Source organism: Mesorhizobium sp. M0189 (assembly GCF_040322135.1).
GTDB lineage: Bacteria > Pseudomonadota > Alphaproteobacteria > Rhizobiales > Rhizobiaceae > Mesorhizobium.
In genome coordinates, this window is sequence record NZ_JAMYSW010000003.1 from 518144 (window position 1) to 543772 (window position 25629).

Annotated in this window: 23 protein-coding genes and 4 pseudogenes; 9 read left to right on the forward strand and 18 right to left on the reverse strand. The window is 61.4% G+C overall.

Annotated elements, in window-relative coordinates; genetic code table 11:
- Window positions 1-8 precede the first annotated feature (8 nt).
- Entirely contained in the window at window positions 9-302 is a 294-nt protein-coding gene (locus NKJ09_RS08295; RefSeq protein ID WP_065012366.1) for a GYD domain-containing protein, read from the reverse strand.
- Window positions 303-376: 74 nt separating this feature from the next.
- Here NKJ09_RS08295 and NKJ09_RS08300 point away from each other — a divergent pair, with 74 nt between their 5' ends.
- A complete protein-coding gene (locus NKJ09_RS08300) occupies window positions 377-541 on the forward strand; it encodes a L,D-transpeptidase (protein ID WP_352494243.1) in 165 nt (54 codons plus the stop codon).
- 196 nt (window positions 542-737) lie between these two features.
- Here NKJ09_RS08300 and NKJ09_RS08305 read toward each other — a convergent pair whose 3' ends face one another.
- From NKJ09_RS08305 to NKJ09_RS08320, 4 genes and pseudogenes are all read right to left on the reverse strand, one after another.
- A complete protein-coding gene (locus tag NKJ09_RS08305) occupies window positions 738-1040 on the reverse strand; it encodes a hypothetical protein (protein ID WP_352496627.1) in 303 nt (100 codons plus the stop codon).
- Window positions 958-1173, reverse strand: coding sequence for a hypothetical protein (locus NKJ09_RS08310; RefSeq protein WP_352496613.1), 216 nt, complete (start codon window positions 1171-1173; stop codon window positions 958-960). Before NKJ09_RS08310 ends, NKJ09_RS08305 begins: the two co-directional genes overlap by 83 nt.
- Window positions 1174-1867: 694 nt before the next feature.
- A pseudogene (locus NKJ09_RS08315) lies at window positions 1868-2142 on the reverse strand (DUF4062 domain-containing protein); the annotation flags it as partial.
- A gap of 223 nt (window positions 2143-2365) precedes the next feature.
- Complete coding sequence (locus tag NKJ09_RS08320) at window positions 2366-3037, reverse strand: Crp/Fnr family transcriptional regulator (RefSeq protein ID WP_029356805.1); 672 nt, start codon at window positions 3035-3037, stop codon at window positions 2366-2368.
- Between the two features lie 224 nt (window positions 3038-3261).
- Between NKJ09_RS08320 and NKJ09_RS08325 the strand changes: the two genes are divergently transcribed.
- From NKJ09_RS08325 to NKJ09_RS32480, 3 genes and pseudogenes are all read left to right on the forward strand, one after another.
- Window positions 3262-3423 (forward strand): hypothetical protein, encoded by a 162-nt coding sequence (locus tag NKJ09_RS08325; RefSeq protein ID WP_352496614.1) that lies wholly within the window; start codon window positions 3262-3264, stop codon window positions 3421-3423.
- A gap of 527 nt (window positions 3424-3950) precedes the next feature.
- A complete protein-coding gene (locus NKJ09_RS08335) occupies window positions 3951-4190 on the forward strand; it encodes a hypothetical protein (RefSeq protein ID WP_352496615.1) in 240 nt (79 codons plus the stop codon).
- Between the two features lie 685 nt (window positions 4191-4875).
- Window positions 4876-4962 (forward strand): annotated as a pseudogene (locus NKJ09_RS32480) (formate dehydrogenase); the annotation flags it as partial.
- A 15-nt stretch (window positions 4963-4977) separates the two neighbouring features.
- On the opposite strand, the gene NKJ09_RS08340 reads toward NKJ09_RS32480, so the two are convergent.
- The 11 genes from NKJ09_RS08340 to NKJ09_RS08390 all read right to left on the reverse strand — a co-directional run bounded on the left by NKJ09_RS08340 (window position 4978) and on the right by NKJ09_RS08390 (window position 14617).
- Window positions 4978-5997, reverse strand: a complete 1020-nt coding sequence (locus NKJ09_RS08340; RefSeq protein ID WP_352496616.1) for a ScyD/ScyE family protein — start codon at window positions 5995-5997, stop codon at window positions 4978-4980.
- The gene (locus NKJ09_RS08345; RefSeq protein ID WP_352496617.1) at window positions 5976-6764 is read right to left on the reverse strand and encodes a formylglycine-generating enzyme family protein; all 789 of its coding nucleotides are present in this window, start codon (window positions 6762-6764) and stop codon (window positions 5976-5978) included. Before NKJ09_RS08345 ends, NKJ09_RS08340 begins: the two co-directional genes overlap by 22 nt.
- Window positions 6730-7794 carry an ABC transporter ATP-binding protein gene (locus tag NKJ09_RS08350; protein WP_352496618.1) on the reverse strand — a complete coding sequence of 355 codons (1065 nt, stop codon included), beginning with the start codon at window positions 7792-7794 and terminating at the stop codon, window positions 6730-6732. Before NKJ09_RS08350 ends, NKJ09_RS08345 begins: the two co-directional genes overlap by 35 nt.
- Before the next feature lie 3 nt (window positions 7795-7797).
- The gene (locus NKJ09_RS08355) at window positions 7798-8646 is read right to left on the reverse strand and encodes a carbohydrate ABC transporter permease (RefSeq protein ID WP_352496619.1); all 849 of its coding nucleotides are present in this window, start codon (window positions 8644-8646) and stop codon (window positions 7798-7800) included.
- A gap of 7 nt (window positions 8647-8653) precedes the next feature.
- On the reverse strand, window positions 8654-9559 hold the full coding sequence (locus NKJ09_RS08360; RefSeq protein WP_352496620.1) for a carbohydrate ABC transporter permease: 906 nt from the start codon (window positions 9557-9559) through the stop codon (window positions 8654-8656).
- Between the two features lie 140 nt (window positions 9560-9699).
- Complete coding sequence (locus NKJ09_RS08365) at window positions 9700-10956, reverse strand: ABC transporter substrate-binding protein (RefSeq protein ID WP_352496621.1); 1257 nt, start codon at window positions 10954-10956, stop codon at window positions 9700-9702.
- A gap of 502 nt (window positions 10957-11458) precedes the next feature.
- Window positions 11459-12223, reverse strand: a complete 765-nt coding sequence (locus NKJ09_RS08370) for an ATP-binding cassette domain-containing protein (RefSeq protein WP_352496622.1) — start codon at window positions 12221-12223, stop codon at window positions 11459-11461.
- A complete protein-coding gene (locus NKJ09_RS08375) occupies window positions 12220-13374 on the reverse strand; it encodes an ABC transporter permease (protein ID WP_352496623.1) in 1155 nt (384 codons plus the stop codon). The genes NKJ09_RS08370 and NKJ09_RS08375 overlap by 4 nt, the downstream gene beginning before the upstream one ends.
- Before the next feature lie 69 nt (window positions 13375-13443).
- On the reverse strand, window positions 13444-14298 hold the full coding sequence (locus NKJ09_RS08380; protein ID WP_352516205.1) for an ABC transporter substrate-binding protein: 855 nt from the start codon (window positions 14296-14298) through the stop codon (window positions 13444-13446).
- The gene (locus NKJ09_RS08385; RefSeq protein WP_352516206.1) at window positions 14298-14429 is read right to left on the reverse strand and encodes a hypothetical protein; all 132 of its coding nucleotides are present in this window, start codon (window positions 14427-14429) and stop codon (window positions 14298-14300) included. Before NKJ09_RS08385 ends, NKJ09_RS08380 begins: the two co-directional genes overlap by 1 nt.
- Before the next feature lie 29 nt (window positions 14430-14458).
- On the reverse strand, window positions 14459-14617 hold the full coding sequence (locus tag NKJ09_RS08390; RefSeq protein WP_352516207.1) for a hypothetical protein: 159 nt from the start codon (window positions 14615-14617) through the stop codon (window positions 14459-14461).
- Window positions 14618-14913: 296 nt separating this feature from the next.
- Between NKJ09_RS08390 and NKJ09_RS08395 the strand changes: the two genes are divergently transcribed.
- Window positions 14914-15834 carry a complex I NDUFA9 subunit family protein gene (locus NKJ09_RS08395; protein ID WP_352516208.1) on the forward strand — a complete coding sequence of 307 codons (921 nt, stop codon included), beginning with the start codon at window positions 14914-14916 and terminating at the stop codon, window positions 15832-15834.
- 307 nt (window positions 15835-16141) lie between these two features.
- Here the strand turns inward: NKJ09_RS08395 and NKJ09_RS08400 are convergent.
- A pseudogene (locus tag NKJ09_RS08400) lies at window positions 16142-16564 on the reverse strand (CBS domain-containing protein).
- A gap of 1308 nt (window positions 16565-17872) precedes the next feature.
- Between NKJ09_RS08400 and NKJ09_RS08405 the strand changes: the two are divergent.
- The 3 genes and pseudogenes from NKJ09_RS08405 (at window position 17873) to NKJ09_RS08415 (ending at window position 20737) form a co-directional block, all read left to right on the forward strand.
- A complete protein-coding gene (locus NKJ09_RS08405; protein ID WP_352516209.1) occupies window positions 17873-19087 on the forward strand; it encodes an NAD-dependent formate dehydrogenase in 1215 nt (404 codons plus the stop codon).
- A gap of 38 nt (window positions 19088-19125) precedes the next feature.
- Window positions 19126-19539, forward strand: a pseudogene (locus NKJ09_RS08410) (tyrosine-type recombinase/integrase); the annotation flags it as partial.
- Between the two features lie 4 nt (window positions 19540-19543).
- Entirely contained in the window at window positions 19544-20737 is a 1194-nt protein-coding gene (locus NKJ09_RS08415) for an IS91 family transposase (RefSeq protein ID WP_502901345.1), read from the forward strand.
- 419 nt (window positions 20738-21156) lie between these two features.
- Here NKJ09_RS08415 and NKJ09_RS08420 read toward each other — a convergent pair whose 3' ends face one another.
- Complete coding sequence (locus tag NKJ09_RS08420) at window positions 21157-24012, reverse strand: ATP-binding protein (RefSeq protein ID WP_352516210.1); 2856 nt, start codon at window positions 24010-24012, stop codon at window positions 21157-21159.
- Window positions 24013-24238: 226 nt separating this feature from the next.
- Here NKJ09_RS08420 and NKJ09_RS08425 point away from each other — a divergent pair, with 226 nt between their 5' ends.
- On the forward strand, window positions 24239-25600 hold the full coding sequence (locus NKJ09_RS08425) for an epoxide hydrolase family protein (protein ID WP_023722323.1): 1362 nt from the start codon (window positions 24239-24241) through the stop codon (window positions 25598-25600).
- Window positions 25601-25629 lie beyond the last annotated feature (29 nt).

The following is a 25629-nucleotide window of genomic DNA, read 5'->3' on the forward strand; positions in this document are numbered from 1 at the left end:
CTTCTTTTTCAGCCCATCTTGGCAATGACCTTTGCCATATCGTTGGCGTCGAACGCTCTTAGGGTCTGCGTTCGGACGTTGCCGAGCGAAGCTATCGATAAGCTGAGCGCGGTCGCGGCAATATCATCGTCGGCTTCGGCAATCGCGACCACGTCGTGCTGACCGAGCGTCCAGTAAAGCGAATGTACTTTGACCCCGCTTTTGGCCGCCATCTCCTTGAATGCTTCAGCACGCTTTACGGTGTCCTTGACTGTCTTAGCCCCCTGATCTGTGAAGTTGGTGAGCAGCACATAGTAGGCCATGTTATCCTCCCATAAACAGGGAGGCGTGCGGGCGCTTCGGCGACCGCCGTGTCTCCCATCTCTAAGCATAGCACATCCACGGCACGCCCGAACCGGGCAAGATCGGCACGACTTTCTCGCATGGCTGCATCCGACTGACCAACTGGGATGCCGAAGACCTCGGCTCGATCGTGCAGCCGGGCACCAAAGTCGACTTCAAGGACGGGATGGCCCACGCCGCCGACGAGCGCGCTCAGTAGCAAAGCGAACTTGGCGAGCAGACTTGCCCTTCACAGCCATACCTAAGGAAAGTCGCAGAATTGGACGCAGCGCGCGCTTCGCGCACAGCAACTCCGCGCGTCTTGGAACAAGGAGAGACCGGCAGCGTTGGGCCTGCAGCCGACTGAGATCGATTCAGCGAGGCATGGCGCAGATTCTCCTCGCCGCGGAGATGCTTCACGGGCCGATCAGCCCCGGCTTGACCCATTGCATCGCCGGCCGTTTCATCCCGTTTGGCGCAGGCCCAGAATGCTCCTGTACGCGCTCCCAGAGGCGTTCCCGCATCTCCCGGTTCAAGGTGATAAAGGCGCTCCCGACATAGCGTCCTGTGCCACGCTCGGCCATTAGGGCGAAAGCCGGCTTTCCGGGTTCACGCTCGACGCCGAGCAACTCGTATTCATCGATGCTGTAAGCCTTGGTCTTGTGCCAAGCCGTCGAATTGCCGCTCCGGTATTTGCTGTCCTTGCGCCTCGACACCATGCCTTCGAGCCCCGCCTGGTCTATCAGGTGGGAAGATCGCCTTAGCCTCGCCGGGAAGCGCCTGGCTGAATTGGATACGGCCACCGTCCGGGATCATCTCGGCAAGGAACTCGCGGCGGTCCTCCAGCGCCATGTCGCGCAGGTCGTGACCATTGAGATGCAGAAGATCGAAGGCGACGAATAGAGGTCGTGCTGGCGTTGGGTGATGGCTTTCCGCAAGGCTCCGAAGTCAGACAGGCCAGTCTCGTTCAATACGACGATCTCACCGTCGATGGCGCTTTCCACGTCCAGTTCAGCGGCGGCCTTTGCGAGGGCGATGCCGATGGCGAAACTGTCCGAAGGCGACACGATCACGATGACTGGCGAGGTGACGCTTGTTCACGATGACGGGACCGGTTCGGCTTCACGGCTACGACGTTCCGGTGACGACGCGCGGGGAACGCCTCGCCGAAATACCGGACCTCTCCACCGCGTCCGCCCTCGGCAATCGCGACAGCATGCTTGGCTTTCGACACATCGACACCGACGTAAAAAACGTTATCTTGCTCCATGGCCCGTCCTTTCTTCGCTTGGGGCTCGGCTCGGCACTCCCGAGCAACCCCCGTTTGCTTAACAGCTGCAAAGACTAAGGGCGGGCCGCCGCTCAGAGTCATAACGTCTAATAGCCATCGCAACCTTACCCGCCAAATCGTCCTTGTTGCGCCAATATTTGACGAGCTTCTTTTCATACAGCTTTCGGAATCTCTCGAGTTTGGCCTTTTTCTCGAACTCGACCTTTCCGCGGCCCACGTCTTGCGAGCACCGCCTTCGAGCAAAAACGCCACGGTAGGCACGTCTTGGGCGACGGCGTACTCGTACTCCATCTGGGTGTAGCTCTTACCCTTCAACTCTGAGCCGTACCGCTCTGCTACGATGAGTACGTAGTAGTCGCTGTCATCGATGCGCCGCTTAATGTATCCCATTGAGTGTCGTCGCTGGCTTGGAATGCCTCCATCCCCACAGGAATATGCCCGGGGTTAAGAACGGCCTCGATGACCGACCGTCTTTCGTCCACCAAATCGGCGTAGGTCGAGCTGACGAAGATTTGGTATTTAACGTCCATGCGGCTTCACCCTTCGATCCGCCCTTGTAAGTCTGCAAGCAGGCTGGGGATAACGTTCCGTGCCCGCATCAAGAAGCCGAGTCATGATTCTTGCAAGGGGTGAAGCGATCAAAGCCCGACCCGCGCGCTGGCACGCTAGGTTGCCCGGTTTGCCGGAAGGAATAATCACTTGCGGCCGAGGAGTATGAAACGTGCTGTGCCCCCGCCGCAGCGACAGCCTTCGCTATTCCTTCTTGTCGACCAGCGCCCGTAGTGCCGAGACGTCATGCAGCAATAACCTGCTGCCGCGCTTTTCGATCAGGCCTCTCTTGGCGAGGTCGCTCATTTCGCGCGAGACCGCTTCCCTGTGCGTGCTCATCGTTGCCGCCAGCTCGGAATGCGTCGGTGCCGGGCTTATGGACACCTCGCCGTCCACGAGTGCGGCTTTCTCCGCCCGATGCAGGAGCTCGACGATCAGCCGTTTTCGCACGACCAGAGTGCTGTATTCGAATACCCGCTCGGTCATGCGCCGGAGTTGGGCAGACAGATGCTCAAGCAGCATCCAGGCAAAAGTCGGGTGGGTCATCACGATATCCCGGAATGCTGTGCCGGACAGCCGTGCAGCGCGGGTTGCCTCCAGCGCGACTACGCTGGCAGAGCGTGCAATCCCGTCAATGCCTCCGAGCTCCCCGAAAATGTCACCCGGTTCGACATCGCGATACGCTATCTCCCTGCCGTCCGCTGAAACCAGTGTCACGCGAGCCCGTCCTTCCAGCAGGAAGAAGACATCGCGACCAGTGTCGCCGTGGGAAATGATTAGCTCGTTGTGTCGATAGCTGCGCTCGTGCCACCGTTTGGTCAGCGCGGCGAGGTCGGCATCGCAAAGTCTTGAGATGAAGGCCAGAGAGCCTGTCACAACGGTCTCTTGTTCAATCAAGTGTACTTCACCTTACTCCCTATCCAAGGAAATTTGATGGCCGCAGGCCCCGCTTTCCGGGATGCAAACTGGGAGCGGATTTCGCCAATGTTTTCCCCGGTGTGGGAATTCCCACAGCCGAGCCTGGTTCGACTGTCATATCCTTGTTGCAACGTCAGGCCCGCCGGCTCGTGTGCAAGCCGGCGAAGGGAAAGGGAACAGTCATGAAATTCTTGGCTCCCGTCACAAAACTTGCTGCGGGGTTTCGCAAATTCGTCGCGCCGCGCTACCGCCCGGAGCTTTATTACATGCGTGGCCCGGGGCCAGCCACCGCCCGCCGTATGGGCGCGCCGCGGCAAAACCAATCCATCGACCACTACGCCTAACTTGCCTCGCGGACGGCTGACGCTCTCGCCCGGAGTGCCGTTCGCGCCGTTCCGTACCGGTCAATTCAGATCAAATGAAGGGACGATCTGATCATGGTTATAATTCATGCTGCCGCCATTGGTCCATTTCGCAGGTGGTTACGCCTCCGCGCCGAGCGAAAAGCTCTCTTGTCGGCAACGGACCAGTTGAGCCGTTTACCCGATGACGTTCTTGGCGACATCGGCATCTCACGTGACGAAATCATGTGCGCTTTGCCAAGCCGCGCCATCCGTCATGCGGAGGCAGGCGCGGCCGGCACGACGATCGAGCGCACCAGGATCGCTTCGGCCTCGATCCCGAAACGGTTGGCCGCCGGCAGTGGCTACGCCTCGGCCGAGATCCCCTTTGGCTGGTTCACGAGCGCGCGATCGAGCCTTACATCGCGGCTTCGACAAGCAGCGGCGCGCGGACGGGACCTTCGAACGGCACTACACCTGCGACCCCAGGGACTGAATGTTGACCGACGGGAGCTGGGGAGGATCTCAAAATGATCATGTCAGTTGTTAAGTCCCTCGCGCCTGTGACGCTCGGCACCGTGCTGATCGCAATCAGTCCGGCTTCATTGTCGGCTTCTGACGCTCAGGACCTCGCGTTCGCTCACGCTGACATGCCAATCAAACAGCTGAAAGACGTCTATTTGGATTGCGAGCGGGAGGCCGCCGGTGCGCTGGGGACGGAAGACGTGATGTACTGTTCGATGCGCGAGTTCCGACTAGGCGCGCGATAGCAGTTTGCGCATAATCAACGATGCATGGCCTTCTGCACCGTGCGACGCGGCCCTGCGATCGACCACTTCGAACCATGTTTGGACCGCGCACTTCGCCGATCAGCGCAGTAACCAACCCGCGGAGTTCCGCGAGCGACAGCCTTCAAACGAATCAGTCGGTGGTAGCGTCACGCATAGGGTGAATCACGAACGCGCTCGCCTGCAAACCCCTTCGCCCGGAAATCTGCCCCGGTTACGCGGTTCGCCAGCAGACTGACAAGGAGCGGCTTCAGCCGATCGCCGATGCTATTTGTTATCTTTGTGCCGAATGGCAGCTTTGCGCCCCGATTTCGGCCGTTCGACTATATCGTTCGAACTGCCGAAAGCTGTCGGGGCTCCGGCCCTCTCAAACCCTCCGCCGCCGTTGTCGCGCATGTGCCGCATGCCACCTGCCGTGCTTTCAGCGAGCCGACCTTACCTCCAGTCTGGAACCTAGCAGTCGCCCAACTGGTTCAACCTTCCGCCACGGCCGGGCAGGGGAGGGCGTGCAAAACGGTAGGCGCGACCTAAGAAACGGTCGCGGTTCGAGTCGGGAGAGCGCTACCGCCTTTCCCCACACCAAGAAAATCTCCGATATCTCCTCCGTTGTTGCGCGTGAAGCGACCTGTCTTGGTGTTGCTCAGGCCTATGGCGAACGGCAAAGGAAGGCCGGCCGATCCGCGAGGAATATCTGATAGTCGATGGCGGCAAGCGCGCCGGCGCCGGTGCGCATTCCCCTAGCGCCGGCGACGCCATCGATAACAGATATTTAGGGGTGCGGCTGGGCAGGCCCTGCCTGTTTGAGAAAGACGAGCTTCCCGTCCAGTTGCGAGACGACGATAGCGCCTTTGTCGAAGGGGAGCACGTCGACCGGCCGGGTCAGTCCATCGAGAAGCACCTGCCTCTTTCCTGAGACAAGGTCTAACCCGAGAAGCCTGCCGCTGCCAGAAGCCCAGCCATCCGACTGATCGAAAGTGCCATGTTCGAGGACCAGCATCTCGCCCTCTGCATCGAAGGCGACATCGACCGGAGCATTCATGCCGATGGCCTCGATGCGGACGCTGCCTGTTTGGCCGGCCTGCTTCAGCGAGACGATACGGCCGCTGCCGGCGACGAAGGGAAATCCGCCGAACAGGGAGACGTAAAGCCGGCTGCCGTGCACGGCAAGGCCGGTCGGAACCGCGTCGAACTCGTATTTCTGACCGTCGCCGAACTCGGTCGGCGAGAGGGCGGTTAGGGCCTGGCCGCTGGTGCTCAGCCGAGCAAAGGCAAAGAGCTGCGTGCGGCCGCTCCCGTCGGCCAGAAGGCGTTCGACGGAGTTCCGCGCGGCGTCGACGACATAGAGCGTGTCGCCTGACAACGCGAAGTCGTACGGGTTCCAGAAGTCGTTGCTGACGACCCGCGTGACGGCGCCCTCGTCGACCTCGAGCATCGCGTGGTCGTTGGAGTCCTCGTCATGGTCCGCCGGCGTCCAGCCCTGGGCGACGAGATAGCCGCTGCCATGGCGCTCGACCCGATAGGGCCCGGTCGGTTCGCCCATGACGTCGGTGCCATGCGGCAGGACCGGACCGAAAGCGGTGAAACGGCCGTTCGGGGTGCGCCTGTAGAGGCGGCCGTCGGCTAGGTCGGTCACCAGAAGCGCATCGCCGTCGCGAGCAAGTCCGGCAAAGATCGCTCCCGGTCTTCGCACGATTTCGACTTCGTATCCCGACGCTGCCTTCGGCTCCGCCGACCCTTGCGTTGCGATCGCCATAAGCAAAAGGGCAATCAATCCGGTGAGCGTACGCATCGAAAGCCTCCGTTGGCGGCGAAACGAAAATCAGGGTCATAGGCAAGCCGGCGGGTCGTGCTCAGGCGGGTGGGGTCGCTGTTCCACGCGCCACCACGAAGCACCCGATATTTTCCGGCGATTTCGGGCAGCGCTTCGCCGCCGTAGGGTGCATAGAAGTCGCGGGTCCATTCCCACACGTTGCCGACGAGGTTGAGCAGGCCCTCCCTGCCCGCCCCTAGTGGAAACGACCGGGCGGGTGCCGTCATGTCATGACCGTCGCTGGCGTCCTCGTCGCAGCAGGCGCCGCGTCCAAAATTGGCGCGTGTCGCGTCGACCGGCGCATCACCCCAGGGAAAGTGTGCTCCCTGCGGCCCGCGCGCGGCGCGTTCGTATTCCTGCTCGGACGGCAACTTCAGGCCATAATGGGCGCAGAACGCCTCTGCATCGGTAAAGCTGACGCCGACGACCGGGTGGTCAGGCAGACCGAGGGCCGGATGCCGGTCGTAGAAAGCGGCGCGATGTCCCGTCGCCGCGACGAAGCGGCGGTATTGCGCGTTGGTGATCTCGGTCTGGTTCATGGCGAAGGCCTGGCCTTCGACGACATGTCGCGGCCGCTCGTTTTCATCGCCCGTGTCGTTGCCGAAGACGAACGGCCCCCCCGGAATTTCGACAAGCGGATTGTCCGCAATGACATCCTCGCCTGCCGCGGCGCCTCCGCTCCACAGAAGTGCCGCGACGGCGAGGAGCATCCTAGAAGTCAACACGGTCCTGGCTCTGGCGGTCAAACAGGAACACCCGTCCGGGCGCAAAGCCGACCTCCACCATCTGATCAAAGTCGCCCACAAAATTCTTGTCGGCGCGAACAGTGAGCAAGGCCGCTCCGGCGCGCAGGGTGACCAGCGTGCTTTCGCCGGTCAGTTCGACCGAATAGATCGGGGCCACGATATTGGTCTTTTCGCTTCCGGCAGGAAGGACGTGGATGTCCTCCGGGCGGACGCCCAGTACAGCGCTCGCAACGTTCGCGCCCCCGAGGCCGTCGACCCTGACGCCGCCGAGGCTCGTGAAGACCCCGTCCTTGACCTCACCGTCGATCAGGTTCATCGGCGGCGAACCGATGAAGCCCGCGACGAAAAGGGTGCGCGGGTCGTTGTAGATTTTCTTCGGCGTGCCGAGCTGCTCGATCACGCCCTTGTTCATCACCGCCACCCGGTGAGCGAGGGTCATCGCCTCGATCTGGTCGTGGGTGACGTAGATCGTCGTCACCTGTAGCTCGTGCTGGAGGTGCTTGAGTTCGGCCCGCATCTGGACCCGCAGCTTGGCGTCGAGATTGGACAGCGGTTCGTCCATCAAGAAGACCTTTGGTGTGCGGATGATGGCGCGGGCCAGCGCGACGCGCTGGCGCTGCCCGCCGGAGAGTTGCTTCGGCAGCCGGTCGAGCAGGCCGTCGAGCTCGACGCGGCGTGCCACCTCCATGACCATCTGGCGCATCTTGTCCTGCGCCACCTTGCGGATCTTCAAGGGGTAGCCGATGTTATCGGCGACGCTGAGGTGGGGGTAGAGCGCGTAGGACTGGAAGACCATCGCGACGTCGCGATATTTCGGCAGCACGTCGTTGACCCGGTCGCTGCCGATGAAGATCTCTCCAGCCGTAACCTCCTCGAGGCCGGCTACCATGCGCATGGTCGTGGTCTTGCCGCAGCCCGAAGGCCCGAGTAGGACGAGAAACTCCTTGTCGCGCACCTCAAGATTGAGGTCGCTGACCGCGGTGAAGGTGCCGAACTTCTTGACCACGTTCTGGAACACGACCGAGGCCATGGCTCACCCCTTGACCGCGCCGAACGAGATGCCGCGAACCAGGTGTTTCTGGACGACGAAGGCGAAGATCATGATCGGGATGCAGGCGGTGAAGCCGGCGGCGCTGATTTCGCCCCAATAGGTGTTGTACTGCGTGACGCGCCCGGCAATGCCGATCGGTAGTGTCTGCGATCGTTCGGTCAGGGTCAGGATAAGGGCGAGCAGAAATTCGTTCCACGAAATGATCAGGCAAAAGATGGCTGTGGCCGCCAGCCCAGGACGGGCGAGCGGCAAAGCGACATGCAGGAATGCGCCCCATCGCGTGTCGCCGTCGACCATCGCCGCCTCCTCGAGCTCGACCGGCAGGTCCTGGAAGTAGCTCTTCATCATCCAGGTAGAGAAAGGCAGGTTGAACGCCGTATAGGCGATGATCACCGCAGGCTTCGTGTTCAGCATGCCGAGATGGTTGAAGGCGATGTAGAGCGGGATGATCGTCACGATGGGTGGCATCATGCGCGTCGACAGGATCCAGAACGAGATCTGGTAGCGCCATCTGCCCGGATACTGGAAACGGGCGAGCGCATAGCCGGCCAGGGAGCCAAAGACGACCGAGACAAGCGTCGTCGAGACCGCGATGATCAGGCTGTTCAATGCATAGATTAGGAAAGGCCGCTCGACGAAGGCGGCGTGGTAATGCTTCGACGTCGGATTGGCGGGGACCCATTGCGGCGGTATCGAGAAGATGTCGATGTCGTATTTGAACGAGTTGGCCGCGATCCAGTAGACTGGGAAGAGGGTGACCACGAGCGCTACGGCGATCACCACATAGGCGGCGATGCGCTGGATTCCGATACGCTTTCGGCGGTGCGCCATAGGTCCTCTAGTCGGCAAGCCGCATGCGCTTGATGAACCAGGTGCTGAACGCGACGGTCGTGAACAGCACGAAAAGCGAGATGGCGGCCGCATAGCTGGGGTCGGCGAAGCGGTACGCCACTTGGTAAATATAGAGACTGAGCGTCTTTGTCCGGTCGGCAGGGCCGCCGCCGGTCAAGATGAAGACGAGGTCAAAGAGCCGCAGCGCGTCCATGATGCGTAACAGCAGCGCGATGGCGATGACCGGCTTCAGGAACGGCAGCGTCAGATCCCAGAACTGCCGCCAGGCGGAGGCGCCGTCAATCGCCGCCGCCTCGTAGGGCTCGTCCGGCAGGCTGGCGAGCCCGGCAAGCATCAGCAGGAACATGAACGGCGTCCATTGCCAAACGTCGGCGACGATCACGGACAACATAGCCAGTCGGACGTCGCCGGCCCAAGCTTGGAGGGGCAGGCCGAGCCGGAACATGATCTCGTTGAGCACGCCGAATTGCGGCTCGTAGATGAGCTTCCAGGTGATCGCGACCGCAACCGGCGGCAGCATCATCGGCAGCATCAGGATCGTTTTCAGGAAATTCAAGCGCCGGATGTATCGGTCGAGCAGCAAGGCGAGGCCGAGGCCAAACAGGAACTCGGTGCCGACAGCGAAGACGGTGAACACCAGCGTGTTCCACAAGCCGACGTGAAACTGCTCGTCGGTGAGAAGCCGCAGAAAATTGTCAGCGCCGGCAAATTGCCAGGGCAGGTCCGGATTCGGGCTGATCCGCGTTGCCGCCGCAATGATCATGTAGATCGACGGAAATATCGTGAGCGCCAGGAGCACGAGCATAGCTGGCGCAAGCATCAATACCCGCAGGTGGCGCTCAAACCACCGCTCGAACGAATTTCCGAACTTCGCACCGATAGAGACGGTCATCGGAAGTTCTATCCGTCATATCAGTCAATCATAGCATGGCGAACCCGAGATCCAAACCGGCGCGTACTCGCTCGTGCTTGCCCCGAGAGCTGATCCGGCAAAATGGAGCAGCATCACCGGATACCACCATATGCGGCCAACTACTTGATGCCGGTTATCTCTTCGACCGCAGCCTGGGATCTCTTCAGCGCCTCCTCCGACGTTTCGGTGCCAGCTACGGCTTTGGAAAGCTCGATCCCGAACGCGTTCTCGATCTCGGGCCATTTCGGATGACGCGGACGCGGCGTCGAGGCTTCGATCGCTTGCATGAGCACTGGATAATGCCGGAATTTTTCCTGGCCGGTCAGGCTGGGATCAGCGAAGATCGACTTGCGCACCGGCGGGTTGCCGCGCTGGGCCGAGATTTTCATCTGTTCCGGTGAGGTCGCCCACAGCATGAAGTCGAAGCCCTCCTGCTTGTTCTTCGCAGCGGCCATGATGCCCATCGTCCAGTGGCCGATTTCCGAGCTGCCCGGTTTGGTGCCCGCCGGGATCGGCGAGTAAGAGATCTTGCCGACCATCTTCGACTGGCTGGGATCTTCGAAGGTCGCGACCCAGTTCGGCCAGTTGATCGACGAGGCTGCGGTGCCCGCTGCCAGGGCCTGCCCGACCTCGTTGGCGTTGTAACTCTCGACGCCCTTCGGCGAGACGTCGCGCAGGGCCATGAAGGTCTTCATCGCGGCCGCACCTTCGGGCGTGTCGATCGTCACTTTTGTCCGGTCAGCGTTGAACATGTCCGCGCCATAGGACCAGAAGATCGGCATGAAGTCGGCGACGACGGGGTTGCCCTGGCCGCCCCGGAAAACATAGCCGAAATAGCGGCCGCCGCCTTTTTCGGAGAGCGCCTTGGCTGCCTTCAGCACGTCGTCCCACGTCTTCGGTGCCTCAACGCCTGCTTCCTTGAACTTGGTGGCGTCATAGAAGAACATCTGCGCGTTTCCCACATAGGGCAGGCACACGTAGGGCCCCTTGTTGTAAGGATTGCGGCAGACTGCCAGGGATTTCGACAGGAAGTCGCTGTCCGGTCCTTCGAGCCCGGCCTTCTTGAAATAGGGCGTCAGATCTTCAAGATGCCCGTTTTCCGCGAAGAACGGAATCCACGGATCGTCCATCAGAACGATATCGAAGGCGCCCGATTTTGTCTGGCCGGCATTGGCCGCCTGTTCGAAGACGTTGCTGTAGGGAGCCTGGACGATCTCGACTTTGGTGCCCTTCAGCTTCGCATAGTCGGCGGCAGCGGCTCTCAGGCCGTCGCCCTCGCTTCCCGAGGGAACGAGCACTGTTATGTCGGCCCACGCGTGCGTCGCCATCAGCGACGACAGCGCCAAGACCACGGAGAAAAGAAATCTTCTGACCATCTTATTCCTCCCGTTTCCGCTCCGGCCTGTCGGGCGGCCGGTGCCAGAACCGCTCGCACGCGTTTTGACCGCTTACGAAGCGCGCGAGCGCTCCGTCGCAGACGGCAACGTTTGAAAGGGGTGCGAACGGCGCAGGGGGCCACTTGGACCGCCAAAGCATCAATACTGCGGGGCAACTCGTGGGTCATCACAACCCACATCTCCCGTAGGTGCACCGAGGTGCGCTAACTGCCATTTTAACATCTTGGCTGCTTCAGTTGAAGTGGATGCGGGCTCCACGGTGTGACAAATGCGCCCCGGTCGGGTCAGTACGAGATTGTCGGTCCCCGCGGTGGCGGCAGTGGCCAGGAGTGCACCGTTGTTCGCAACGAACCGCTTCCTGTCCGCGCCGAAGACGTATCGTTCGCACTGATGGCCGTGCTTGAGCGCTCCTCCCGCTGGGGCGCGTTGTGTTCGTGTCACTCTTCGGTGTCATCTCTTCCAGTACACCGAGCGCCGCCATCTATTGTACGCGCGTATCGTCCAGGGCGCCCACCATGTATTGCACAAGCTCCTGAGTATGCGTCTCCGCCGTCCGCTTCTCCGTCACTTTGTGCCCCCTGCGCATCACCATGAGGCGGTCTGAGACCGCGAAAACATCGGGCAGTGTGTGCGTGATCAGGATGACGGGGACCCCCTGGTCCCGCAGCTTCCTGATGAGCTCCAGGACTTTGTGCTGCTCGGGAACGCCCAGATTGTTGGTCGGCTCGTCCATGATCATCAACCGGGCGTCCCAATAGACGGCGCGAGCGATTGCGACGGCCTGACGTTGTCCGCCGGATAGGCTCTCGATCGGCTGCGTGAGGCTCGGGAATTGGATCGCGAGCGACTCCAGCGCCGCCCGGGACTCCCGAAGCATCATCTGCTCGTCGAGCGTCCGGATGAGGCCGGCGAGGTAGCGCTTCTTCGCTTCGCGCCCAAGGAAGATATTGGCGCTGACATCGAGATTGTTGGTGAGCGCCAAGTCCTGATAGATCGTCTCGATGCCCTGCCGGCGCGCATCCATCGGGCGGGCAAAACGGCTGAGCCGGCCCTCGAAGTAGATCTCGCCTTCGTCGGGCTGATAAACGCCTGAGACGCACTTGATAAGGGTCGACTTGCCGGCGCCGTTGTCGCCGAGCAGACCAACGACCTCGCCAGGGTAGACATCCCAGCTTACGTCGTTGACGGCCACAAGGCCGCCGAAGCGCTTAGTCAGCTTCCTGATCGAAAGGACAGGCTCCGTCACGTCGGCGGCCCTCGTGTCGCCCGGCCGATAATCAGGTCTCGCGACTGGTCGATCAGCACGGCGACGATCACGACAACGCCAACGACGATGAATTGCCAGAACGCCTCGACGTTCAGCATGACAAGACCGGTAGTTAGCACTGCGATGATCAAAGCGCCGATGACGGTGCCCATCACGCTTCCGGCGCCGCCGAATAGGCTGACGCCGCCAATGATGACGGCGGCGATCGAGGAGAGAAGCAACGCATCGCCGATCACCGCCGAGCCGGCAGTGAAGCGGAGTGTCGACAGGAAACCGGCGATACCGGCCGTTGCGGAGGAGAGGATGTAGAGCGAGATGATATGGCGGTCGACCGGGATGCCGGTGCGGATGGCTGCCTCGACATTGCCGCCGATGGCGTAGGTGTGCCGGCCGAACTGCGTCTTTCGCAAAACGAAGATCGCGATCGCGACAATGATGGCGGTGAGCACCACGGGATAAGGAAGGATGCGGTCCATGCGACGGAGCAGCTCGCCGCTTACCTCCGGCGCTGCGAGGAAATGGAGGCCGCCGGCCTCGCCGCGTATGAAATAGACGAGAGCGTCATTGCCATAGGCGCGAATTCCTGGAGGCAGGCCGATCACCGTCGTGTTCTCGGACATCAACAACGCGACGCCACGCACGATGAACGAGCTCCCCAGCGTCACGATGAAGGCCGGTACTTTCAGCTTGGCGATGATGACGCCATTGACGAAACCGACGACACCGGCGCCAGCCACCGCAGCGAGGAATCCGACGACGACCGAGGGAAAAAGCGGCAGTCCGGCATTGAAGACAGCGCGGATCGCCAGCGCCGACAGCACCGAGGCGAGACTCATGACCCAGCCGACGGAGAGGTCGATGCCGGCGGCGATGATGACGAAGGTCTGGCCGAGGCCGAGCAACAGTATCGGTGTGATGGCGACGAGGATGTTCTGCGAGTTGCGCACGGTGAGGAAATTGACGGCGCCAAAGCTGACGATCGGTACTGTCACGACGAAGAAGACGATCATCAGGGCGAGGAAAGCCCAGGCCCAGGACCGGCTCAGCGCCAGCACGAATCGCTTCGGCGGCGTTAGGGTTTGCGCTGCGGGGGCCATCTCCGCCACCACCTTCATTTCCACGCGGGCCACGAAACCTTGTCCTCATGAGCGGACGCGAGCTAATCCCGGGAGCGCCGCTCCCGGCAGGCCAGTCGCCCGCTATTTGGCCGGAACCTGATAGATGAAGCGGGCAATCGCCGGGTCTTTGACGTTATCCTTGTCGACGATGGCGAACCCGGTCTCGACACGACGCGGCAGGCTCGTGACGCCGGCAGCATCGGCCGCGGCGAACTGCACAGCCATGTAACCCATGTCGAACGGTTTCTGTGCCAACACCAGCGAGACGACGCCGTTGTTCATCAGCTCGATTGCCAATTGCGTCGCGTCATAGGCGACAACTTGAACGTGGCCGCCCAATCCGGCGTTGACGACGGCCGTTCCGGCGCCTTGAGCGCTGAACACGTTGGTGCCGAACACCCCGGCGAGGTCGGGTTCGCGTTCGAGGACCGCCGCGGTCTGTTGCGTCGCCTTGTTCTGGTCATCGAGATTGTAGTCCGGCCCGAGGACCTTGATGTCCGGAAATTCCTTCTCCATCACCTCCTTGAAGCCCTGCTCGCGACCCTCGACCGAGCTGACGTTCGGGTTCGTGGAGTTGATGTAGACAATACCCTTTCCGCCGATTGCCTTGGCGAGGCCCCGGGCTGAAATGCGTCCGCCTTCGACGTTGTCAGAGCCGATATAGCTGATCGGGAAGGTCACCGGGCCGTTCACGTAGTCGCCGTCGCCGAGGAACGTATCAACGGTGATGACCTTGATACCGGCGTCGACCGCCGCCTTGAGTGGACCGATCATCTGGTCCTTATCGGTCGGCGCGGTCACGATGTAGTCGAGGTCGCCGCGCGCCACCATGGCGTCCAAAATCGGCGTCTGGGCCTCGACGCCCCACGTCTGCGGGATCTGCGTCACGACCTCGACGCCGAGGTCCTTCGCCGCAGCCTCAACGCCAGTCTGCATCACCTGATAGAAAGATCGACGACGCCAGGCAGAAAGCCGATCTTGATCTTGTCTTGTGCGGCAGCAGCCTGCGGAGCTGCCGCCAGAGCCAGCGCTGTGATCAGCGCAAGGCAAAGCTGTCTCTTGGACATTTTTCACCTCTCGAGTTGACTTTTGATGCTCAGCCGACGTCACAGATCGTCGCTGAGGCTTTGGCAATTTTAGCAGGTGCTGAATCGTTTGCAAACGACGACTGTCCGTTGACGGCGAAAGGCTGGGCCGCATCTACATGACGTTGGCTGCCCTGTTCATCGCGCAGGCGACCAACATCCACTTTCAATTGGTGGCCAGATCCTCCTGCTGCTTTTATGGCGCGCCAGCCTGACTTCAATCAGCCTAGCAGCCTCAACGGGCGGCGCACCGTCAACGACGCACAATGGCAGAATCGCGATCTGCTGCGATCGGCTCATCAATCGCCGGAATTCCGCAAGGAGTGGGGTCATTTTCGATCAGTTGACGGACGAGATCGACCCCAATCTGTACGAGGCAGCTCAGATAGTGGTCGGTAGGCGTGCCGCCCACATGACCTGAACCGCCGGGTCGAGACCGCCGACACAAGCTGACAAAGTCTAAGCCATGGCTGCTATGAACCATCGCGTCGTCATCGTGTTCGGTGGAACCGGGTTTCTCGGCCGCCGCGTTGTTCGGCATCTCCGCGATGGCGAGTTTTTTGTTCGGATTGCATCAAGACATCCGGAACGGGCCAAGAAGTTGTTTGGTTCTGATGATCCGCAATTTCAATCGGTCAAAGCCGATATCCACGATGAGCGGGCGATCGCCGATGCACTTGCCGGTGCTTTCGGTGTTGTAAATGCGGTCAGTCTCTATGTCGAACGGGGACAGGAGACCTTTCACTCCGTGCATGTCGAGTCGGCCCGGCAGGTTGCAGCTCAAGCACACCGAGCTGGCGTCGAACGGCTCGCTCACGTTTCAGGAATCGGCTCCGATGCTGCCTCGCCGTCGCCCTACATCCGCAAGCGTGGCGAAGGCGAACTGGTGGTGCGTGCCGCGTTTGCTGACGCCACTATCATCCGCCCGGCGGTGATGTTCGGACCGGATGACGCGCTTCTCACCATTATCCTCAAACTTCTCCGCCGGCTTCCAATCTATCCGATGTTCGGTCGCGGCCTGACGAGATTGCAGCCGGCCTATGTGGGCGATGTGGCAGAGGCGACCGCAAGAGCGCTGCAGGGAACGGAAACGCATGCGATCACGTATGAGTGCGGCGGTCCTCGCATCTACTCTTACGAGGAATTTCTCAAAGCCGTTGCACACCAAGCCGGCCTTAGACCCATACTGGTCCCAGTGCCATTTGCCGCTTGGCACGCGTTCGCATGGGCCGCGGAAATGCTTGCGAGTCCGCCCGTCACTCGTAATCAGGTGGAACTGATGCAGGTTGACAATGTGTCATCGCCGCAGATGCCCGGATTTGAAGGACTTGGCATTTCGCCGCACTCGGTCGAGGAAATGCTCCAGGAGATATTGTGGGATCACTGATTAAAGAGCCTCTTCGGCTAGATGTTTGATCCCAGGCTTTGATGGTTCATCATTGTCGTCCGAATCAAAGGATGCACTATGGGCCAGGTTCTGCATGGGAGCGCCACAACGACAGATGCGAGGGCGGACCGAGTGCGCTCCGATATTTGCCGCTGCTCCTTCTCCGCCAGAGCTGCGTACGGGTGCAGTATAAGTTCGTCCTGCACACGCGGCATTTCAAGGATGCAGCCGACAGTTGCGGTTGGTTCCGCAATCGTCGGAGCCGAAGCCCGACGGGTATCGACTATCCGCCGGGCGAGCCACCCTTTCAGTGGTGATGGGCGGAAACGCTCTTGATGTATTCGGACATCAGTTCCATCGGCGCCGACTGACCGAGGTCGCCCACGCCGAGGATGCCGACCATCCGCATATTCTCGTTGATCACCGGTAACCTGCGGATTTTTAGTTTCCTCTATGTGCTGCATGGCCTTGGCCAGATCTTCGTCTTCGCGGCAGCGGTGAATGCCGGCGGTCATGACATCGCGCGCCGTCGCGCTACGGCTGTCTAAACCATCCTCCGCCAGTGCTTTGCAGACGATGTCGCGGTCGGTCACCATTCCGATCAACCGGTCGTCTCTCCGATAGGAATCGAGCCAATATCCTGGGCTCGCATCATCTTCGCTAGTTCGGCGACAGGGGTTTCGGGGCTGACCCAGTCGACACCCTTGTGCATTGCGTCTTTGACTTTCATAGCGGACTCCCTTGCTGGTTGCCCCGCCGCTGTGTTGACGTTTGCTGACAAGGCCGCTGATTCCGGCGTTCTCCTGGGATTATCTGGTGCGATCATCATTCGTCATTCGTTATTTTCCTCCAGGCGCGGTCGAGTGAGCGTTCGGCGCACGACGGCCGAGCCAAACGAGTTGTTGTTGGCCCTAAACCATCACTACGACGAGTGGCTTGGTGAGGTTGGCCTGCCGTCGCCTTGTGCCGACCAAGCCGCATCGCTGATCTCTGGCGCTGCTCCCTCTCCTGCGGATCACCCGTCGATGTCGCCGCAACGCTTCCCCCAACGAAAAACCCCGCAGGAGCGGGGCTTCTAGTATTTTTCGGCGCGGGCTTACGGCTCCACTGAAAACAGTGGCGGAGCAGTTAGGCGACAGGGCCAGCGTCTGCCGCTACGGCGAGTCAGGATGTCGTTGCATCATCGCCGTTCCGAGCCGCGTCGAACGCGACCGGTCGATTGATGACGTTGCTGACGGCAGAACCAGCGAGTGTGCGCGTCACGGAAGCCGGAAAGCAGCGTCGTTCAATTACGGAATTCGGATGGAATTATATCGACTCCGACTATCCTTGCACACCCTGCAAAGCTGCGCCGATGGCGCTTGCAAGGACGACAGGAAAACACCACCTATAAACTGATAGCGAACAAGCTGGAAACGTCGGTTCAAGTCCGACGGCCCCGGCCAAATCGGGGTTTCGTCTAGGGTAGGACACCACACTTGGTAAACGCCGCTCCCTTCCGGTCGAGCGGCGTTTTCGTATTTTCTGTAGAAAGGCAACAAACGGCCCGCATTGTGGAAAGGCTAGCCTTGTAGCGCTGGCTGGTGAGCGTTGCGAACTGGCTTGGCAATACCGTCTGAGCGGCAAACGATGCGAGATTCCTCTGCTTGATAAGCGCTGGCTAACAGGTTGTTTGCAATCTTTGGGGGGATACAGAAGTCTGCGAAGTCGGAGCCTGTCAGTGATCATGATGCACGGTGCCGAACCTCGGCAATTCTGAAGTGTCCGCATCAAGCATTTGTTGTCAGCAAACCGTGCGCGCGGTCTGAAATAAAGGAACTCGAACGCTGCACCAGTGCCGCCCGCAGCACTTGAAACCATGCCCGGGTCTTCCATGTAATACGCAATAGCGCACAACTTTCCGAATGAGGAAGCGCCGGCAGATGAGTCTGCTCCCCACCAGCAATTCAATAGAGCATCGCCGTGCCGACCATCGTTGGCCGGCAGCGTTAACAACAGAGCGTTTTCCTCTTCGTTGTCAGACGAAGGGAGATACACAATGGCAAAGGTCGTTTGCGTCCTCTATGACGATCCGGTCGACGGCTATCCGACAAAATATGCGCGGGACGGCCTGCCGAAGCTCGACCGCTATCCCGGCGGCCAGACACTTCCCACGCCGAAGACCATCAACTTTGAACCAGGGGTCTTGCTCGGTAGCGTGTCGGGCGAACTCGGCCTGAGGAAATTTCTCGAAGGCGCGGACCATAGCCTGGTAGTAACCTCGGACAAAGACGGTCCCCACAGCATTTTTGAACGCGAACTCGTTGACGCCGAAATCGTGATCTCGCAGCCGTTCTGGCCGGCATATCTGACCGAAGAACGAATAGCCAAGGCAAGCAGACTGAAGCTTGCGATCACCGCCGGCATCGGATCCGATCATGTCGATCTTCAAGCCGCCATGGACCGTGGCATCACGGTCGCCGAGGTGACCTACTGCAATTCGATCAGCGTGTCCGAGCATGTGGTCATGATGATCCTGGGGCTCGTGCGCAACTACATCCCGTCCTACCAGTGGGTCGTGAAAGGCGGCTGGAATATCGCCGACTGCGTCGCACGCTCCTACGATATCGAGGGAATGCAGATCGGAACCATTGGCGCCGGCCGGATTGGCAGCGCAGTATTGCGCCGGCTGAAGCCGTTCGACGTCAAGTTGCACTACACCGATCGCCACCGACTGCCTGAGGCGGTCGAGAAAGAACTCGGCGTCACCTTCCACCAGGATTCCGCATCCATGGTCGGCGTCTGCGACGTGGTCACGATCAATGCACCTCTGCATCCGGAGACGGAGAACCTCTTCGACGAGACGATGATCGCTAGGATGAAACGCGGCGCCTATCTGGTGAACACGGCGCGCGGCAAGATCTGCAATCGTGACGCCATCGCCCGCGCGCTGGAGAGTGGCCAACTCGCTGGCTATGCCGGCGACGTCTGGTTCCCGCAGCCGGCTCCCAAGGATCATCCGTGGCGATCGATGCCACATCACGGCATGACGCCGCACATTTCAGGATCGTCGCTCTCCGCCCAGGCGCGCTACGCCGCGGGTACCCGCGAAATTCTCGAATGCTGGTTCGAAGGCCGGCCGATCCGTGAGGAATATCTGATCGTCGATGGCGGCAAGCTCGCCGGCGCTGGCGCGCATTCCTACAGCGCGGGAGACGCCACCCGCGGGTCGGAAGAGGCGGCACGCTTCAAGGCTAGGAGTGATCCGCGCTAGATCGATTTCCGCTGAGCTCGACTCGGACGGGAAGAAGACAAGGGCGACGCAGGGACCGCAACGCCATGCTCTCGCCGCAACTGCTGGAACTGGTGCGTCTGTGGTGGCGCGAAGGCAAGCGGCGCGGGGTGATGCTCCCGCACGGCTGGCTGTTCCCAGGGCGCGGTTGCACGGCGCCGATCTCGTCGCGTCAACTGCATCGCGCGGTCCAGGAAGCAGCTGAAGTCGCCGGCATCCGCAAGCGCGTCAGCCCGCACACGCTGCGTCACAGCTTCGCCACCCACCTGCTCGAGCAGGATGTCGACATCCGCGTCATCCAGGTCCTGCTCGGGCACAGCAAGCTCGATACCACCGCGCTCTACACCAAGGTCTCGACCCGGACGATCCACGCGATCGCAGGGCCGCTCGACCGGCTGATGGCGCTGATGGAAGGCAAGACGCCTCCCGGCTGAACCGGTGCGCGCAGACCTGGAGGTCGCCGATATCTTCCGTGCTGCCGGCCCCGGATACCGGGTCGCCCACGCCGGGCATCTGAGCCTGCAGCAGCTCAAGGTCATGTCGGCGATCGAACACTGCCGCACCGCTGCATTGGGTGGTCATGTCGAAGCCTACGCGGACTGCGGTCAATGGCGGATCGCTTATAACAGCTGCCGCAACCGGCACTGTCCCAGGTGCCAGGGCGCCGCCGCGCGTACATGGCTCGCCGAGCGCGAAGCCGACCTGCTGCCAGTCGGTTACTTCCACGTCGTGTTCACGCTGCCCGCCGAGGTCGCCGTCATCGCCTTCCACAACAAGGCGCTGGTCTATGACCTGCTGTTCAAGGCGGCATCGGAGACGATGCTGACGATCGCGGCGGATCCCAAGCACCTCGGCGCGCGCATCGGCATCACTGCCGTGCTCCACACATGGGGCTCGGCAATGACACACCATCCTCATGTCCACATGATCGTGCCGGGCGGCGGCATCGCGCCGGACGGGTCACGCTGGATATCGTCGCGGCCAGCCTTCCTTCTCCCAGTCAAAGTACTGGGCAAGCTGTTCCGCCGTCTGTTCCTGACTCGGCTGGTCGCGCTGCACGACGCCGGTCGGCTCGCCCTCTTCGGATCGGCGGCTCACCTGGCCGACCGTCGGGCTTTCCTGCGTCATCTGAAGCCTGTTCGCAGCAAGCGCTGGGTGGTCTATGCCAAGCCGCCCTTCGCTGGGCCGGAAGCGGTGCTCGCCTACCTGTCGCGCTACACTCACCGGGTCGCCATCTCGAACCGCCGCCTGATCACCTTCGATGAGGCTGGAGTCACCTTCCGCTACAAGGACTATCGCCGCGATGGTGTCGAGCGCCAGCGCGCCATGACGCTTGCCGCCGACGAGTTCATCCGCCGCTTCCTGCTCCATGTCCTGCCGCGTGGGTTCCACCGCATCCGTCACTATGGACTGCTCGCCGGCTCCGCCCGCAAGGCCAGCCTCGCACTCGCGCGCAAACTGCTGGGCGTCGCTCCGCCGCCCGAAAACGACACTCCAGAAGAACCGGCTGACGTCCGCCCGCCTTGCCCTTGCTGCGGCGGGCGCATGGTGGTCATCGAGAGGTTCGAACGGTGGTGCCAGCCTCGTGCGCCGCCAACCTCACGAGCGCCGAACCGGGAGAACACCTCATGACCCGGCATGACCAAGTTGCTCGTACGACCGCGCCACGCCGGCGACGGTCAACGGGATGTTATGTGCACATTGCCGTCGAGCCGGTCGTCACGCACACCAATCCCGTCGGAATCAACGCTCCAGGCTCTGCGACCGGGCCCGGAAGCCGCTTCCACGACATGCCCACCGCATCCTATGCGGAAGTTCGCCCCAGGCGCTGGCACGCTCCGAAACACAAATCCCCATAGGCCGTCGTCTGCGGCCCGCGGGTTCCTGCATGAGAGACTTTCGTACGCCTGACGGCACCCGAAACCCTTCAGCATGTCGGTCATTCAGCCAGCCACTCCTGTCCTCCCGAAGCCGACATTAATAGTGCCCACACCACCGTCGAAATTGCGCCGAGAGGGGACGACACCATTAGGAGAAGTGGCATTGAGGCTCTACCTCAGTGTCGCCAGCAGGTGTTCGGCAGCCCCGACATCCGCCGTATTCAGGCTCTCCACAAAATACGCCGCAACCGACTGCAAGAGCTCGCGAGCGCTGTTGATCTCCCCGCGCCCGGCCATCAGCGTCGCCATGTCGATTGCGGTTCGCAACTCCCATGCCCGTGCGCGCTGACTTCGGCTCAACTCCAGTGCCTGCATGAGGTAGGCGGCAGCTTCATCACGGTTGCGCTCCGACTGGAGAAGGAGGCTTCCCTTCATCCGTAGCAACTCCGGGAGGTACAACTGGTCGCCGTTCTTTTCGACTTGACCAAGCGACTCGTCGATCAACGCAATGGCTTCATCAACCTGACCGATCGCGGACAGTCCCCTAACTAGCGAGAGGTTGAGCGGCGTCGTGAGCAATTCATAAGGCGCCGCGTGGAGCTTCCGAAGAGATGTCTGCAGGCCCTCGACGCCGCTTTTTGCATCGCCCTGACGGATCGCGACTTCGCTTTTGAAGCCCCGACCGACCAGCAGGTAAGGAGTCATGGAATGGGATTCCGCGCGGGCGATGAGCATATCTATGTACGCCTCGGCGCTCTTCAGGTCACCGGTCCACAGGAAGACCGATATCGCCCAGATCAACGCGATCGCCAACGTTAGAGAATGATCCATGGCGGCAGCCTCTTCGACGGCCTGTCGGGCGTGTGCCATGGCTTGGTCCGGATGGCCTTGTAGCCAAAGGTTCCTCGCCAGGATGGCCCTGGCCAGGATTTTGCCTTCGAAGCCCAGATAGATCGTCGTGGTCCGCTGGGAGCGCGGCCCACGGTCGAGCGCCGCCTCCAGCTCTGCGCGGGCCTCCGCGAGGTCGCCTCGCAGGTGGAGCGAGATGCCCAGGATCGAGTGTGCCAGCGCGTTGACGACCGAGTCGTCCAAGGTCGCGGCTGTGGCTGAACAACGCCTTGCAAACTCAAGGGCGGTTGCGAAATTGCCCGTCCGCAGATGGAACATGTTGAGCGAACCCAACAGACGCACCCGGTCCAGCGGATCGCCGCGCTGCTCGGCGATCGCCAGGCTCCTCTCCAGAGCTACGCGCGCCCTGTCGCGTCCTCCCCGCATGAACATGAAGGACACGCCGAGGGCTGCCTGAAGATGCATCTCGTCAAGTCCGCCAAGGGCGGCATCGTCGAAAGCGAATATTGCTCTTTCAGACCAGCGATGACACTCCGGCAACAAGGACATTGCCAGGAAAACCGGCGCGACAGCGCTGGCGAGTCCGACGCCGATGTCGGCGTTTCCGCTGTCGCCGAAGCACCATTCCAGGGCAGCCCGGACATTGTTGATGGCGGCGAAGTGGGGCGCCCGCTCCTCACCGGTCGCCAGGCTTGGCCACTCGATCCCGGTCTGCTCCAGCCATCTCCGATAGTAGGCGGCGTGGCGCACTGCCAGATCGGCAGCCTCGGCGTCATCGATCCGGATGTCGAGAACGTAGGCGCGCGTCGTATCGAGGAGCCTGTAGCGCATCATTGCTCCAACCGGACGCGTCGCCACGATCGATTTGGCGACAAGACTGTCCATGGCGCCAAGGACGGTCGATCGGTCGAGGGTCGCGCTCGTCACGACCTCCAGGGCGGCATCGAGCGTGAAATGACCGACGAATACAGCGAGCCTGCGAAGCACCACGCGCTCAACGTCGGTCAGGAGCCCAAAGCTCCAGTCTAGTGTCGCCTGCAAGGTCTGCTGACGCGGCGGCGCTGTCCGTGAACCGAGCCACAGCAGTGTCAGGCGTTGATCGAGAAGCGCGGCTGTCTGCTGCAGCCCATAGGATTCGACACGTCTGGCCGCCAGTTCGATCGAGAGCGCCACCCCGTCAAGCTTTCGGCAGATGCTTGCGATGATCAAGGCCTCGGCGTCGCCGACGTCCAAACGAGCGCCACCTGCCACCGCTCGCTCGACGAACAGCTGGGTGGCCGGGAATGTCTGGACGATGGCCGCCGTTAGCCCCGGTTCGTCGGGCGGAAACGCAAGCGCATCCAACCGGCAGATATGTTCGCCCTCGACCCGAAGCGCCTCGCGGCTCGTCGCCAGGATGTAGACCTGTGACGCCGCATCGACGATGCTCGAGGCCAGAGGCGCCACCGCATCCACGAGATGCTCACAGGTATCGAGGATCAAGAGAATCCGCTTGTTGCGCAAGTAAGCGATCAGGTTGGGCGTCGCATCCTCTGTTTGAACCGTTAGTCCAAGCATCGAGGCGACGGCTGTCGTCACCAGACCGGGATCGCCGATCATTCCCAGATCGACGAACAAGACCGCCCCTGAAAATGCTTCGATCAGGTGATGCCCGACTGCGATCGCGACGGTGGTTTTGCCGACGCCACCGGCGCCAACGATGGTGACGAACCGCGAAGCATTCAGTTGCACCGACAGCTTAAGAACATCCTCGTCCCGTCCGACCATCCGGCTCAAGCGGTTTGGAAGATTCGCGTGCGGAAACTCAGCGGCAATGAATAGGGCTTCGTCGCGTGGGCTGTTTAATCGCAAAACCGGCGCAACGAAGCAATAGCCCCGCCCCGGAAGCGTCGCGATGTACCGCGCGCCATCCTTTCCATCGCCCAGCGCCCTGCGCAGTCCGGTCATGTGGAACCGCAGGCTGCCTTCCTCGACGACGACATCCGGCCAAACCCGCGACATTAGATCTTTCTTGCTGACGACTTCATTCGGTGCAGAGGTCAGGACTATGAGAATGTCGATGGCGCGCGAACCCAACTCTACGGGAGCGCCTTCTCTTGTCAGGAGCCTTTCACCCGCAGCAAAATGGAAAGGGCCAAACGACAATCTGTCTTTGGCTTGTATTCCCGTTTTCGTCATGGCGTCTTCTTTTGGAGCCGCCTGCACCCAGCGCCGCAGTTTAAGTCAAGGAGCGCTCCTGCACCATAGGGAGTCTCACAGTCTAGGCGCCTCCTATCTGCTCAAAAAAGCGGCAGGCTGGCAGCGGCTAACACAAGCTCACGACGCATAACGGGCTAATCCCGCCTCCTGGGCGTAGTTCAAGCTACGTAGATAGATCGCAAACCCATCAACCCAGGAGAGACCCATGGACACGACCAGAACCTCCGAAGCAATCGACCAGGATCGCCGGCGACTTTTGGGCACTGCGGCGGCCGGCATCGCCGCCGCCGGCGCGGCAAGCCTGCTCCCGTCGCAATTGGCCGCCGCATCCACGAGCGATGCCATCCGCCCTTTCTCCGTCAGTTTCCCGCAGGAGGAGATCAATGAGCTGCGCCGGCGCATCGCCGCCACGCGCTGGCCCGAGCGCGAACTCGTCTCCGACGAGGCGTCCCGGCGGATCTGGTCGACCCCAGCAACTGTAGGGCCAACGCAGGGCGTGCAACTCGCCACAATGCAGAAGCTCATGCAGTACTGGCGAACGGAATACGATTGGAGCAAGTGCGAGGCGCAGTTGAAGGCGCTGCCGAATTTCGTCACTGAGATCGATGGGCTCGACATCCACTTCATCCATGTGAAGTCTAAGCATCAGGGCGCCCTGCCTGTCATCATCACGCACGGCTGGCCCGGTTCGGTCATCGAACTTTTGAAGATCATCGACCCGTTCACCAATCCCACTGCGCACGGAGGCACGGAGGCGGAGGCGTTCGACGTGGTGATCCCGTCGATGCCGGGCTACGGCTTTTCCGGCAAGCCCACCGAAACCGGTTGGGATCCCGGGCGCATCGCGCGGGCGTGGATCGTGCTGATGAAACGCCTTGGCTACGACCGCTACGTCGCGCAGGGCGGCGATTGGGGAGCACTCATCACGGAACAGATGGCCCTGATCGCACCTCCCGAGCTGGTCGCCATCCACACGAATATGCCGGGGACCATTCCGCCGGAGATCGTGAAGGCGCTGGCCTCCGGCGGTCCGCCCCCCGCTGATCTTGGCCCCGACGAGAAGCGTGCCTACGAGCAGGTAGCGTTCTTCTACCAAAACGGCCTGGGCTACGCCAACGAGATGGCTCTTCGTCCGCAAACGCTCTACGGGATCGTCGATTCACCGGCCGGCCTGGCGGCGTGGATCCTCGATCACGATGCGGACAGTTATGCGCTGATCGCCCGCTCCTTCGATGGAGAGCCGGAGGGCCTTACCCGCGACGACATCCTCGACAACATCACGTTCTACTGGCTGACGAACACGGCGATCTCGTCGGCACGTCTCTATTGGGAACATACGCAAACGGCGAAGGCCGGCTTCTTCGACGCCAAGGGCATCACCATTCCCGTCGGTGCGACTGCGAACCCCAGTGAAATCTACACCGCACCGAAGAGTTGGACCGAACGCGCGTTCCCGAAGCTTCTGCACTATGGCCGCACGGACAAGGGCTGCCATTTCGCCGCCTGGGAGCAGCCGAAGAGTTTCACCGATGAGGTGCGCGCAACATTCAAGACGTTGCAGACATGACGTGTTGGCGGGGGATGGCGCGCCGGACG